This is a genomic window from Photobacterium angustum, assembly GCF_002954615.1.
Classification (GTDB): domain Bacteria; phylum Pseudomonadota; class Gammaproteobacteria; order Enterobacterales; family Vibrionaceae; genus Photobacterium; species Photobacterium angustum_A.
Genome location: NZ_MSCJ01000001.1, coordinates 890,598 through 904,329, shown reverse-complemented (window position 1 = coordinate 904,329; position 13,732 = coordinate 890,598). Strand labels below are relative to the sequence as shown.

Below are 13,732 nucleotides of genomic sequence, written 5' to 3'. Positions count from 1 at the left end.
CGAGATGGTAAAAGTGATCCATATCCCCTTTCAATGAAATCCGATTTCAGACTAAGCTATCAATATCATTAGTTCAAATAAAAAAAGAACAAAAAAAAAGAACAAAAAAAACATACACTTAAAAATTAGATATAAAAAAACCACCGCGAACGGTGGTTTTTTTGCTTACGTTATTTAGGTATTAAACATCGTAAGTAGTAGAAGCAGTGTTGCCGCCTGTACCAGTCCAGTTTGTGTGGAAGAACTCACCACGTGGACGGTCAGTACGCTCGTAAGTGTGAGCGCCGAAGTAGTCACGTTGAGCTTGAAGCAAGTTAGCTGGTAGACGAGCTGTTGTGTAACCGTCTAGGAAAGATAGCGCAGAAATCGTACATGGCATTGGAATGCCAGACTCTAGAGATTTCGCTGCTACTTTACGCCATGCTGCTAAGCTACCTTGTAGAATGTTTTTGAAGTACTCATCAGAACCTAGGAATGCGATATCTGGGTTCGCTTCATACGCATCACGGATGTTGCCTAGGAACGCAGAGCGGATGATACAACCACCACGCCACATTAGTGCTACGTTACCGTAGTTTAGATCCCAACCGTTTTCGTTCGATGCTTCACGCATTAGCATGAAACCTTGCGCGTAAGAGATGATCTTAGATGCTAGTAGTGCTTGACGTAGTGCATCAACCCACTCTTGCTTATCACCTTCAACTGGCGTGATTGTCTTGCCGAATAAAGTTGCAGCTTCAACACGTTGGTCTTTAAGTGCAGACAGGCAACGAGAGAATACAGACTCAGAGATAAGCGTTAGTGGAATACCTAGGTCTAGTGCGTTGATACCAGTCCACTTACCCGTACCTTTTTGGCCAGCAGTGTCTAGGATCTTCTCAACTAGTGCTTCACCATCTTCATCTTTGTAGCCAAGAATATCAGCTGTGATTTCAACTAGATAGCTGTCTAGCTCAGTTTTGTTCCAGTCAGCGAATACTGCTTGCATCTCATCAGCACTCATACCTAGACCATCTTTCATGAACTGGTATGCTTCAGTGATAAGCTGCATGTCACCGTATTCAATACCGTTATGAACCATCTTAACAAAGTGGCCAGCACCGTCGTTACCAACCCAGTCACAACAAGGCTCACCTGCATCAGTTTTTGCAGAGATACCTTGGAAGATAGGCTTAACCGCTTCCCAAGCTTCAGCTGCGCCTCCAGGCATGATTGAAGGACCGAAACGAGCGCCTTCTTCACCACCAGATACACCAGTACCGATGAAGTAGATGCCTTTCTCACGGCAATGCGCTACGCGACGGTTAGTATCTGGGTAGTTAGTGTTACCACCGTCGATAATGATATCGCCTTCATCCAATAGTGGAATTAGTTGATCAATGAATGCATCAACAACATCACCAGCACGAACCATTAGCATCACTTTACGTGGTGCTTCTAACTTAGCAACAAGATCTTCAAGAGATGTTGCGCCAACGATGTTTGTGCCTTTTGCTGGACCTTCAAGGAATTCTTCCACTTTTGCTACAGTACGGTTGTAAGCAACAACGTTAAAGCCGTGGTCATTCATGTTTAGAATCAGGTTTTGGCCCATTACTGCCAAGCCAATTACACCGATATCGCCTTTCATATTATTCTCCTTGCGCCAGCAGTTTTGCCGCTGCTGAATCTAAAAACCATTCTGTTTTGCCATTTACGGCTTTAATTTTCGCTGCAGGATAAGCAAGAGCTTCTGCAGGCGTATTATTAATTTCTTGCAATACTTCAGCTTTGCTTTCACCTAACACGAGGTAGGTAATACGATCCGCATTTTCAAGTAAGCGCGCTGTTTTTGAAATGCGTTTTTGACCGCTATCTGGATGTGTTGCAATCACAGAAAGCTCAGGATCGTCAAAGTCTGTTTGGTTTGGGAATAATGATGCAGTATGACCATCAGTTCCCATACCCAATAAAATCCAATCAAATGCAGGCAACCCATTTTTATGTGGAATTTCTGCATCCATTTCCTCTGCAAATCGAACCACTTCTACAGCAGGATCATCTTCACCTTTAATACGGTGAATATTGCCGGCTGGAATATCGATTTGTTGGAACAATAACTCGTTTGCTTCACCGAAATTACTTTCCGGATCGGTTGGCTCAACACAACGCTCATCGCCCCACCAAAAGTGTAAGTTGCTCCAATTAACATCTTTCGCATAAGGTGCTTGCGCTAATGTTTTAAACAACAGTTTTGGTGTACTACCACCAGAAAGCGATATATGGACAGGCTTCACCTGCTTGCTCATTGCCATCATGGTGTCAGCTAATGAAACGACAACATCCTGCGGTGTTTCAAATACGCGATAATTAATCATGCTTATAGCTCACAATAGTCAGTGTTTGCTAAATTCTTACAAGGAAAACGCCACTCACGATTACTTGATGCAAGTAAGTCATCAGCTTGTTTTGGTCCCCACGTACCTGCGGCATAACCAAATAAGTGTTCTGGGTTTTCTTTGTATTCAAGAATTGGTTGAACGAATTTCCAACAAGCGCGAACAGCATCTGTACGTGCAAACAAGGTTGCATCTTGCTTCATACAATCAAGAAGTAAGCGTTCGTACGCCGTCAGCATATTGGTTTCTTCAAGCTTGTCGTAATGGAAATCCATTGATACTTCTTGAGATTCAAAACCTGCTCCTGGCTTTTTAAGACCGAAGCTCATTAGAATCCCTTCATCCGGTTGAATACGGATAATCAGTTTGTTCTCTGGTGCATTTTCACCAAACACTGGGTGCGGTGTTTTCTTAAAGTGAATAACCACTTCCGTCACACGTGTTGGTAGTCGTTTACCTGTACGGACGTAGAATGGCACACCATTCCAACGCCAGTTTTGAATAAACATCTTCATACCAACGTAAGTTTCAGTACGTGAGTCTTCCGCTACACCGGGCTCTTGGCGATATCCTAAGAAATGCTTACCACGAGCATCTGATTCCGTGTACTGACCCAACACTAAGTTATTTTTAAGATCATCATCTGATAATGGTTTAAAGCTTTGCATCACTTTAACCACTTCATCACGGATAGAATCAGCATTAATTGCAGCAGGCGATTCCATACCGACCATTGCTAGTACTTGCAGCAAATGGTTTTGGAACATGTCTCGAACAGCGCCGGCACCATCGTAATAGCCACCACGATCTTCAACGCCTAATGATTCAGACGCTGTGATTTCAACGTAATCAATAAAGTTACGATTCCAAAGCGGCTCAAACATGCCGTTTGCAAAGCGGAATACAAGAAGATTTTGTACCGTTTCTTTGCCTAGGTAGTGATCGATACGGTAAATTTGATGCTCTTGGAAACAAGCATGAATTTGCTTATCTAATGAGATCGCTGACTCTAGATCATAACCAAATGGTTTTTCAACAATCAGGTTTTTCCAACCTTCCGTTTCATCATTTAGGCCATGAGCGGCTAGACATTCTGGGATCACGCCGTAGAGGCTTGGTGGTGTCGCGAGGTAGAAAACGGCATTACCTTGGGTATTGTGCGTTTCTTTGAAAGTATCTAAGCGTTCTTTCAATACTGCATATTCATCTTTATCAGACGTATTTAATGCTTGGTAGTAAAGATGCTGACAAAAATTAACCAATGTTTCTTCATCGATTTTTTCATTTTCTGTCAAAGATTGCTTTAACTTATCACGAAATTCTTGATCGCTATATGATGTACGACTTACCCCTAGAATTGCAAAATCTTCAGGCAATAAACCATTAGCATAAAGGTGATAAAACGCAGGTATTAACTTTCGGTGTGTCAAATCACCTGACGCACCAAAAATTACAATTGAGTTATTTTCTGGTTGAACCATATCATTTTCCCATTAATTTCAGATCTTCAGACCTGCGGCAGCAATCAATTGCTTGGTATAACGGGGCCTTATTATGCCGTATTTTTTTCATTCGTTACGAATAAATATGAAAAAAATAAAAAAATTTCGTTATACCTTATTATTTTTGTTAAAAAGTATAATGACTATTAACATCAACTCGATGCATAAATCGCTGACTACACAACGATAAATCACTAATACAGAAAATTATTACGGCTTATGTTAACAACATTTGTTATCAGTACCAGTCGAAATTTTCTATTATGCCAATAGGCTAAGCCTTTGAACGCCGCTTCTTCTTGCACTTTTCATTAAAGTACTCATTATTAGAAACGATCGTCAATCTAAAAGATACCCTGACTGACGCAAACGTTTAAACGTTCACCAATTCACATTCTTATTCATGCTTTATCTTGCGCTTAGTCGTTAAAAATCCCTTATACCGCATATGGGTTACTATTGATAAGCTCACTAATGGCGGTTATTATGCCCGCAATTTCAACCACCCTCGCGGTGGTTTTTTATTCGTAACAATTAACCCACGATTATGGTTTGGGTTAATTCATGGTAAATAGGTTATCCCATGTCTAAATTCTTCTTTAAAGGTCGTATCGAAAAGAAACCAAAATATGAAAGCTTTGGTTACAATACGAAACGCGAAACCAAACTGGGCACGGAAACCAACCCACTCACATTGATTGTGAACAGCGAAGAACGTCAACAAGAAGTGCAGCAACAAGTTAATGACAACCAACTGTTTGCAAATATCACGATCAACGCTGACATTGCAGAAGATATTGCTGAGCTAGACGGTATTTTAAATAAACCAAAAACCACTGTTTTTGAAAAGACACCCAACCGTAATGACCCATGTTCATGCGGTAGCGGTAAAAAATACAAAAAGTGCTGTGGTAAGTAATAGCAAAAAAGCAGGTATTCGTACCTGCTTTGTTTTTAGCTTCAAATAAATGTCTAACTGGCACCTGTTAAACACTTGTTTATCTGTAATTTAAAGTAGATAGAAGTATGAGTAAAAAAAGCCAAGGCTATTCTTGTATTGGCCTATTTAATCCTAAAACACCAGAGAATGTTGGGTCTGTTATGCGCGCAGCTGGCTGTTATGGCGTTAACTCGGTGTTTTATACGGGAACACGTTATGATCATGCCGCACAGTTTTGTACTGATACAAAAAAAGCATCACTTGATATACCACTAATAGGTGTTGAAGACTTAAAGAAAATCATTCCTATCGGTTGTGTACCCGTTGCTGTTGATTTAATCGAAGGTGCAAAAGCATTACCTGACTATAAGCACCCTAAACGTGCTTTCTATATCTTTGGTCCTGAAGACGGCACCTTAAAAAAAGAAATTACTGATTTTTGTCGTGAAACGATTTATGTACCAACGAATGGTTCAATGAATCTTGCCGCTGCCGTTAATGTGATTCTTTATGATCGTTTAGCTAAAGGCGATAACTTTTCAAATCACAAATAACGCGATTAATCATAAAAAGCCACGATAACTGGATCATCAGCTATCGTGGCTTAATTTTATGAATTTTCTGATGTTAGCTTCCTTGTTTTGTGCATTACTCTAGTAATTAAAGATACTGTCAAAATAATCAACAGACTGATACCAAACATAGGTAAAACAACACCAAGTAGTACTATTGCTCCCCATAGCAAAAGTCCTACTCTCTTATCTTCTGCCACTTTCGGTAAACCTAAACTCTTTTTCGGCTTACGCAGACAATATGATATTAAGGCACTTAGGCTTAATATTGCAGTCATCACACTAATGCCAAACATAAAGAACCAATTTGCTTGACCAAATAATTCACCCTGGTGAATACGCATAACAATTTGTCGACCATGACTAAGAATACCCACCTTATCCCACGAATATTCAGCAATGGTTTTGCCGCTATATTGATCAATATGGATCTTCTGTTGTTGATGTATATCTTTTGCTCTATTGCTAATACTGAATATACCGCTGGGTTTAGTCGGTATAGAAATCGTTACTGTCCCTGCTAATTTTTTATGTTGTGCCTGTAATACAACATCATCCAGCGTTTGAGGATTAACGTCTTGTTGGTCACTCGATTTAAACCCTTTACCGTTATACCCTTGTGGATAACCCGTACCTGTTGTATCTCGTAGCGATTTATAATTATTACCAAACAACTCTGTCCATGGTAATCCACCGGCAAGAACAAGTAATAGCGCCATTGAAAGCCAAAATCCGCTTACCGTATGAAGGTCACGATAAAATATACGTTTTCCATACTTTGTTCTGACAGTAAATAACGACTTAATATTTGAAATCGAACGAGGAAAAAATAAATACAGCCCCGTCATGATCAACACAACTAACCAACTGGCAATTAACTCTGTAATCCAACTGCCACTTTTTCCTATGAGTAATTCACCGTGAAGCTTACGAACTTTTTGCATTAATGTATCTTTTCTTGCATAAAATCCGGTAACTTCACCACTATAGCGATCGACGAAAATATAACTTTCAGATGAAAAACGTCCAGCAATAAATTTTGTTGCTTTATTTGAATCACTAGGTACTACCAGTTTATTAGGAACTGGAACGTTATTTTTCAGGGCGGCTTGTTTGGCAATTGAATATTGCTGCTGATAAGAAAGGGAGGATGATAGAGCTTGGATATCCGTGAATTTATTATAAGCTTTTTGCTCATAATCCACTTTAAATAAATAGACGGCACCTGTAATTGATAATAAAAAAATAAAAGGTAACGATATGATCCCAGCGATAATATGCCATCGCCATAACCAACTGTGAATACTTTGTGCTTGTATCATATAACCATTCCATATTGGTTGCTAAATCCGTGCTACAAAGTTTAACAGTTATCTACTAAGCCTTTTATTCCTAAAGTTTTATTTTTGATTTTAGTGCTATAAAAAGCCATATCTATACTATGGCTTTTCATTAAGATAGTGATCTATAGCTACCTTGGTGTTTGTCCAACTCGTTCGTAATGTGCTTTTTTATCTAAATACATTGCTTTGTCTGCCACTTGATAAAGCGCACGTGCATCAACATTTTCAGTAGTAGCACAGCCCATAGCAAAATGAATAGCCACTTTTTCTCCTGAAGATAGGCGTGCATAATGCTCATCTATAAGTAACTGTTGTAAACGCAACATTAACTTATCACAGCCTTCATTATCACCACCTTTGATAATAATCGCATATTCATCTCCACCGAGGCGATATACCTTGTCGGTACTACGACAAACACTTTGAATAAGCCTGCCCGTTTCTATTAACAACTGATCACCCATATGATGTCCATATTCATCATTGGCTTGCTTCAAACCATTCACATCGATCATAAATAAGCCAAAGTATTGTTCTGGATAGCGATGTGCGATTTTTATCCACTCATCAAGATCAACGTCAAACGCTTTACGATTACTTAGACCCGTTAATGGGTCTGTAATTGCGCTTCGTTCCAACTCTTCATTCAGTAATCGACCTTCAAGCTCGGCAGATAATTGACGAATAAATAATGAAATAATTTCATAGTCATCTCGTGCAATATTAGGATGCTCCATCACAATAACCCCTAATAACACACTATGTGTATCGACAATTTTGAAACATTGCAGAACTTTATCATCACTATTAATACGAAAGTAATCACTGCAGTGCGCATCTGCATCGATACTGTCTAAATTAATGTTAGACAAGCCTTCACTAACCCAATTTTTATTCTGATTTATAAATAGCTGCATTCCCCATCCTGAATAAGGATACAGGCTCACTAACTGCGTCATCACAGTAGAATGAATATCACCATGTTGTAATTTATTACTAAATGACAATAATGACTGAAGCATTGTTCGACGTTTTTCTTCACGCTGTAATGAATGGGTTAACTCTAACGTCTTTTCATGTACTTTCTGCTCTAGTTGATCATTAAAAGTCATCAACTTTACATTTTTATCTTCTAAGTCACTAAGCTGGGCTTTTATTGTGGTCGACATTTTCTGAATAAGATCATTCACCATAATTAATTCAGAGAATCTTAAATCTTTATCTAATATATTATAATTACCACCTAAACAACCTCTTACACTATCCATAAGATAGGTTAAAGGTTTTGCGAACCAACGGTACGATATTGTCGCAGTTAATAATGTAAACATAATTACAATAATAGCGACAATAGTTAATATCTTTAATGAATTAGTAAAGGGGTTCTCACCTAAATACTTATTCATGAAGACTTGAGCTTCATAAGACATTGGCTCTGCGATGTATTTATTATCTATCGTCACTTCAGCCGTTTTTGATACCGTCGGCATTAAGGGATCAAGTTTACCTTTATAAACCGCAATATTATCCATGCCATTATGATGAAATATAACGTGCTCACCATCTTTTAAATATGGGCGAAGAACCTTAACAATATTTTCCACAGGAACAATAACAATTAAATAACCTAACGGTTTACGCTTGAGTCCTTCCGTCAGTGTTGACTGATATATAGGTACACCTATAGCGACGCCTTTGTGACTTGGATTAAACTTATCAGGCATTAAATATTCATCAACATAATTAAATACCCATTGATTGCCAGTACTTTTACTCGTACCAACACTCTCATTTAATAATGTTTTCAAACTTGAGAATGATTTTATCCCATTAATACCATTATAATTTTCAACTTCATCCCAATTAGCATCAACCAAATAAGCCGCTTGTACTAATGGCGTGTTATCAACTAAATTTGCTAATGTAGCATCGACATGACTAGTCAGAAAAAAGTCATCAATTCCCTGTACTAACAACCTATCTCGAGATAACACATCTAGCGCAGTTGATAATAAATAAAAACGATAGTTAAACTCTTGTGCTAACGTTGTGGATAAACGGTCTATTAGATCAATTCGGTAATTAGTCTCGACTTCTGTTTGCTGCTTTATTAATAATCCACCAATAATAGATGCAGGTAAAACCGCGACGAAAACCATTAATAGCGCCAGTGATGACTTTAATTTTAGTTTCATTTTTTACTCAACCGCTTCCATTGCTGAATGGCGATATGTTGCATAAATTCAGCTGTTTTTTCTGCCGATAGGCCATCTTCATAACGTTTAAAGCCAATAGCCATTGCTTGCCATGCTATCGACATTTTTATTGTTGATGGCATTGGCTTAGATAATTTAAATTGCTTAAACAATATTTTTTCGTCACCTGTAGCTTGCTGCTGATACTTATTCAATAATTTATCAGAGGTAGGTAATAAACGGGTCTCTTTATAGATCAATTCTTGAACACTTGGGCGTTGAATAAACTTAGCAAACTTTTTAATTAAAGCTTTTTTATGCGAATCGTGACGATTGTAATTAGGTAATGACAGAAGAAATGTGCTACTCATTGGGTGCATTACATTACCGTCAACAGTAGGTAATAAGGCTACGCCTAAAGCATCGCCCATTGCCTTCTTTAAATCTTGATATGCCCAATCACCATTAATCGCATACGCTTCTTTGCCCTGAATAAAATCACTTTGTGAACAAGTATAATTACATTCAGGGTTTACAATATTTTGCTCTGATAAATAACGATAATATTTTAAAGCCTTAACCATTTCTGGTGTATTAAGCGATATATCACCATCAATAATTGGCCAACCATTAAACGCTGACAAAAATGGTATAAAGTAATACATATCGAGGTAATTCCACCCAATAGGCAAAACATTGTTACCAAGCCATTTTTGCTTGGTTTCGATAATATCATGCCAACTACTCACAGGCTGAGAAACTAGCTTTTTGTTATAATATAACAATAGGTTATTCCCTTGAATAACAGGAACCCCCCAATATTTATCATCTACATACGCTGTCATCATCGCTTTTTGAGAAAGCTCTGGTGATAACCAACCTTTAGGAATACTCGATAGTTTCATTAAACTATGTAAGCCAATAAAATCAGAGGGAAAAATGACAAGATCAGGTAAACCGCCATATTGTGCGCCCAGTAAAATTTCAGCTTTTATCTTCTCAGGATCAAATTGGACAAGAGAAATATTTATATTATTTTCTTTTTGAAATTCACTTACCAATAATTCAATAAAACTATTATCTTGATGCGAATACCAAAGCGTTAATCTCTCTTCAGCTTTTGCAGACAAAGAAAGAAACATCATCAGAAACAATACTACACTTCTTAATATAACCACGCTAAATACCTTTTGAGGATATCGATAAAAAGCGAACAATATTATAAATATAATACACACCTATCGATATTGACTGTATAATAAATCATTCCAAAAAAGAATCAAACACTCACCAAGCAAAACCTAAGTGATATATCTATAACTTATAGCTATATAACAGGTTATGTATTTCGATTTACCCCTGAAGATACTAATATTTATTGGTAATACAACATGTTACGTTATTAATTCATTACTCTTTTGTTAAGCAGTACTAACTTAATCGACTTAATGTGAAGTGATTCAAGTAAAAAATTAACACAACTTTCATCTAACCGTTATGATGAGCTATCTTTATATATTTTTAACTGAAAGCGCACACAGAGTTATGACATTACCTAAATCCTCATTAGCACTTATCACCTGCTCCCTATTCTTTCTTACTGCTTGTGAATCAACGGTAAATGCATCACCACAGCCAGAGACGCTCTCAAAACAGCCTGTTGTATCTAAGACAGTTGCTAAACCATCCATTAGCCCTATTTCAAAAACTGAGTTAAAAAAAGAACAAGACATGATTAACTTTGCACGTAAGTACCTTGGTACTAAGTATGTGTGGGGTGGAACGACACCTAAGGGTTTCGATTGCTCAGGTTTCATTAAGTATGTTTATAACAAGTACGATATTTCAATACCTCGTACAACAGCAGCTTACCCTAATCTTTACGATAAAAAAGTATCACTAAAACATGCCAAAGTAGGCGATCTTATTGTTTTTACAGGAACAAATCCGAAAATTCGTAAACCAGGTCATGCAGGTATTATTACTGAAGTGGGTAAAGATACATTGAAATTTGTGCATAGTTCTTCATCTAAAAAGCACTTTGGTGTGACTGAAACCGACTATTATAAAAGTGGTTATCCAAAGCGTTACTTAACAGTGATAAAAATGTAGCGCAGATAATCGGGAAGTTTAGCGATAAAAGGAGCACCATGCTCCTTTTTCTGTAATTATTTCTTTACACTGTAAGGTTTTTCTAAAATTCTCATCATATAGCCCTACTATCAGAAACTTTGTATTATTTAGAAAAATAACAGTGTTTGCTAGCGATACTCCTATCGCACTCCAATAGTCACTCCCTGTTTGGTATGTCTAAGTCGGTCACTTAATACATACCTAGAATAAGGGGCTGATAGATCGGTCAATCTATCAGCCCCAAACTTTTCAATTACGCTTAGTTTAAATAACTTGCGCTCCAATCAAGAACAAACCAAAGCCAAAACAAACCATCATTGCAATTTGCCCACCTCCAACTTCGTAATACGCATCATTACTTATTGCTGTTTGTGTTTTACCCTCTGCTTTTCTTAAGTTAAGAGCCATCATCATAGGGATAAACACTGCAATAAACACCATAATTAAGCCCGCATAACTTAATACTGCTAAAAATTTATCTGCAGCAAATATGGCGCCTAATAATGGAAGAATGAAGGTTAAAACATACGTCACTGCACGATTTTGTTTGAACAAATCAATATTTTGGTCAAATAATGAAAGAGCCACACCAAAAAATGAAGTCAGTAATGCTAGCCCTGTAAATAATGAAAGAATGACATGGATTCCTTCAAAACGAGTTGCCAGCACATTAATTAACTCGGAAACATTATTGAACTGTGTTAATTGCTCGTACGATAAACTTCCCACAACAGCGTAAAGCCAAAGTAAGTAACACACCAATGGAATGAGAGAACCCACTAAGACCATATTGCGTAATTGCGCATGTGTCGCTTTGTCGTTATAAGACACTAATGATGGAATAACAGGAAAAAACCCAAAACTGGTAAATAACACAGCACTGGTTTTGATTAGATCAATACTACTGTCATTTGTTGCAGTGAAAAAGTGTGCTAGTGACATATTTGGCACTAAGGCAAAGAGCGTGATAATAAGCACTGCTAACATTAAGAGAAATAACACACGATTAAGCTTGTCAATCACACCAGTACCAGCAGCGACAATACCACCAGCAATAACAGCAAACAGAATTTGACTTTGAACTAACGAGATATCTAAACCTAAATTCAGTACCATTTTATGGACTAAGTCACCAGCACCAATGATGTAAGCCATTAATAAACATATTAATAGTGCGTATAACAATCCATTAGTGATTAACTGTCCACCCTTTCCTAATGATTGCTTCGCGATAGTATTCATACCTAAACCACCGCGAACTTTAATACTGGCTTCAAGTAATAATAATGCTGAATACGTAGTACCGCTCCAAATAATCAACATTAAAATTGTGCCTGACAATAAGCCAAACTGAGCCAATACCATTGGAATAGCGAGCATTCCTGCACCAAGTGCCGTACCCGCAATAATCAGCGAGCTACCTATTAATTTTAAATTCACACAATACCCTTACTTTATATATGCAACACATAGCCTCAGCTTATGGCTGCGTATTATCAAATGATTTTAATCTTTAGATTGGTGGCTAATTAATAGCCGTGACTAAATCGAGATGAATATAAAGATAGGTTCGAAAAGACAGCCAACGAGCATTGTCGTTGAACTTGATGAATAGAAAAGTTACACAACATTAATCGTACTCCAAAAACGATATTAATAATGATGAGTGGTCATGATGTTTCATTTCGGTCAAAACTAACATCGCTCATCTGTTGCCATACTAAAACACATTTCTAAAGAATGAAATAATAGATTATATCCTCAGACCAGCAATCTGCTTATATAAGCCTTCAGTGCTTACTATCTAAAGGCTTATAGAATGCTATAACGAGAATATTACTCAGAATAATGGTTTATCACCCCATGTGCTTTTCTGAAGCAAGGCTAACGAGAGTTAAGCAGTTAAATGAACCTGGTTTAACAGCAATTAAGCTACCATCACCGAACTGAATTCCATCAAAGAACTGAGAGCCCCATTTCACACGCTTAAAGTGTGCATAACGCGCTTTTGCATAAACGGTTTCTAAGGCGTTCAAAGCACCTTCACGCTTTACTTGCTCTTGAATTGCTTTACTTAATAATTTATCAGCAATAAGCATCGTTGCCTCCTTCAAAAATAACCGCGCTTTCCATATTCGCTCATTTCTTTTTACCAAACACACTAAGATATGCAAGGGTACGTTTATCAATTTGTACTTTTTTTAATTGGCTGCTTAAATTTTACGCATAAAAAAGCCCAGAACTTTTGTCTGAGCTTTACGCTAAATATGATGATTAATTGATATTTACACCGAAAATGAACCTTCATTTTGCTTTGGGTTTGGACCAAATCGGTTATCACCTGGCTTGCTGTCTTGTACCATAAAATAGATCAGCACTAAGATACCAACAATCGGAACAAACATGATCAGAGCCCACCAACCGGTACGGTCTTGATCATGCAAACGACGGACAATCACGGCAATATTAGGGATAACAATAAACAGTGAATATAACGCTGCTAATACACCGTAGCCATCCCCAATGGTTGGTAAACCTAAAACACTATCAGCAAACCCTAGTGCCATACTGATCAAAGCGCTAAAAAGCGTAAAAAACCAAAATTCTTTACGGCGTGAACGACCATTAAACTGTGCATATTTTTTTAAAACAGCAAGATACCAATCCAT

General features: G+C 37.6%; 12 protein-coding genes. 3 read left to right on the top strand and 9 right to left on the bottom strand.

Annotation, left to right across the window (positions count from 1 at the left end; all coding sequences use genetic code 11):
- Positions 1–181: 181 nt before the first annotated feature.
- From gnd to zwf, 3 genes are read right to left on the bottom strand one after another with little or no spacing between them, the layout of a single operon-like run.
- Positions 182–1,630: a decarboxylating NADP(+)-dependent phosphogluconate dehydrogenase gene (gene gnd / locus BTO08_RS03810; protein ID WP_105059961.1), complete on the bottom strand. Its 1,449-nt coding sequence runs from the start codon at positions 1,628–1,630 to the stop codon at positions 182–184.
- 1 nt (position 1,631) lies between these two features.
- Positions 1,632–2,357: a 6-phosphogluconolactonase gene (pgl, locus tag BTO08_RS03805; protein WP_005368460.1), complete on the bottom strand. Its 726-nt coding sequence runs from the start codon at positions 2,355–2,357 to the stop codon at positions 1,632–1,634.
- Positions 2,358–2,359: 2 nt separating this feature from the next.
- The gene (gene zwf / locus BTO08_RS03800) at positions 2,360–3,859 is read right to left on the bottom strand and encodes a glucose-6-phosphate dehydrogenase (protein WP_105059960.1); all 1,500 of its coding nucleotides are present in this window, start codon (positions 3,857–3,859) and stop codon (positions 2,360–2,362) included.
- A 604-nt stretch (positions 3,860–4,463) separates the two neighbouring features.
- On the opposite strand from zwf, the gene BTO08_RS03795 reads away from it, so the two are divergent.
- Positions 4,464–4,799, top strand: a complete 336-nt coding sequence (locus BTO08_RS03795) for a PBPRA1643 family SWIM/SEC-C metal-binding motif protein (protein ID WP_105059959.1) — start codon at positions 4,464–4,466, stop codon at positions 4,797–4,799.
- Between the two features lie 107 nt (positions 4,800–4,906).
- Positions 4,907–5,374: an RNA methyltransferase gene (locus tag BTO08_RS03790; protein ID WP_005368466.1), complete on the top strand. Its 468-nt coding sequence runs from the start codon at positions 4,907–4,909 to the stop codon at positions 5,372–5,374.
- Between the two features lie 56 nt (positions 5,375–5,430).
- On the opposite strand, the gene BTO08_RS03785 is transcribed toward BTO08_RS03790, so the two are convergent.
- The 3 genes from BTO08_RS03785 to BTO08_RS03775 form a co-directional block, all read right to left on the bottom strand.
- On the bottom strand, positions 5,431–6,714 hold the full coding sequence (locus BTO08_RS03785) for a PepSY-associated TM helix domain-containing protein (RefSeq protein ID WP_105059958.1): 1,284 nt from the start codon (positions 6,712–6,714) through the stop codon (positions 5,431–5,433).
- Positions 6,715–6,863: 149 nt separating this feature from the next.
- A complete protein-coding gene (locus BTO08_RS03780) occupies positions 6,864–8,930 on the bottom strand; it encodes a GGDEF domain-containing protein (RefSeq protein ID WP_105059957.1) in 2,067 nt (688 codons plus the stop codon).
- Entirely contained in the window at positions 8,927–10,075 is a 1,149-nt protein-coding gene (locus tag BTO08_RS03775) for a sugar ABC transporter substrate-binding protein (protein WP_105059956.1), read from the bottom strand. Before BTO08_RS03775 ends, BTO08_RS03780 begins: the two co-directional genes overlap by 4 nt.
- Positions 10,076–10,475: 400 nt before the next feature.
- Between BTO08_RS03775 and BTO08_RS03770 the strand changes: the two genes are divergently transcribed.
- The gene (locus tag BTO08_RS03770) at positions 10,476–11,042 is read left to right on the top strand and encodes a C40 family peptidase (RefSeq protein ID WP_105059955.1); all 567 of its coding nucleotides are present in this window, start codon (positions 10,476–10,478) and stop codon (positions 11,040–11,042) included.
- 285 nt (positions 11,043–11,327) lie between these two features.
- On the opposite strand, the gene BTO08_RS03765 is transcribed toward BTO08_RS03770, so the two are convergent.
- The 3 genes from BTO08_RS03765 to BTO08_RS03755 all read right to left on the bottom strand — a co-directional run bounded on the left by BTO08_RS03765 (position 11,328) and on the right by BTO08_RS03755 (position 13,732).
- Positions 11,328–12,503: an amino acid permease gene (locus BTO08_RS03765; RefSeq protein WP_105059954.1), complete on the bottom strand. Its 1,176-nt coding sequence runs from the start codon at positions 12,501–12,503 to the stop codon at positions 11,328–11,330.
- A 416-nt stretch (positions 12,504–12,919) separates the two neighbouring features.
- A complete protein-coding gene (locus BTO08_RS03760; RefSeq protein ID WP_105059953.1) occupies positions 12,920–13,162 on the bottom strand; it encodes a hypothetical protein in 243 nt (80 codons plus the stop codon).
- Positions 13,163–13,348: 186 nt separating this feature from the next.
- Positions 13,349–13,732, bottom strand: coding sequence for a DUF805 domain-containing protein (locus tag BTO08_RS03755; RefSeq protein WP_105059952.1), 384 nt, complete (start codon positions 13,730–13,732; stop codon positions 13,349–13,351).

Coding starts and splice junctions, on each gene's coding strand:
- BTO08_RS03795 (WP_105059959.1), top strand. CDS start 4,464: ATGTCTAAATTCTTCTTTAAAGGTCGTATCGAAAAGAAACCAAAATAT.
- BTO08_RS03755 (WP_105059952.1), bottom strand. CDS start 13,732: ATGGATTGGTATCTTGCTGTTTTAAAAAAATATGCACAGTTTAATGGT.
- zwf (WP_105059960.1), bottom strand. CDS start 3,859: ATGGTTCAACCAGAAAATAACTCAATTGTAATTTTTGGTGCGTCAGGT.
- BTO08_RS03760 (WP_105059953.1), bottom strand. CDS start 13,162: ATGCTTATTGCTGATAAATTATTAAGTAAAGCAATTCAAGAGCAAGTA.
- BTO08_RS03780 (WP_105059957.1), bottom strand. CDS start 8,930: ATGAAACTAAAATTAAAGTCATCACTGGCGCTATTAATGGTTTTCGTC.
- gnd (WP_105059961.1), bottom strand. CDS start 1,630: ATGAAAGGCGATATCGGTGTAATTGGCTTGGCAGTAATGGGCCAAAAC.
- pgl (WP_005368460.1), bottom strand. CDS start 2,357: ATGATTAATTATCGCGTATTTGAAACACCGCAGGATGTTGTCGTTTCA.
- BTO08_RS03790 (WP_005368466.1), top strand. CDS start 4,907: ATGAGTAAAAAAAGCCAAGGCTATTCTTGTATTGGCCTATTTAATCCT.
- BTO08_RS03770 (WP_105059955.1), top strand. CDS start 10,476: ATGACATTACCTAAATCCTCATTAGCACTTATCACCTGCTCCCTATTC.
- BTO08_RS03775 (WP_105059956.1), bottom strand. CDS start 10,075: ATGATGTTTCTTTCTTTGTCTGCAAAAGCTGAAGAGAGATTAACGCTT.
- BTO08_RS03785 (WP_105059958.1), bottom strand. CDS start 6,714: ATGATACAAGCACAAAGTATTCACAGTTGGTTATGGCGATGGCATATT.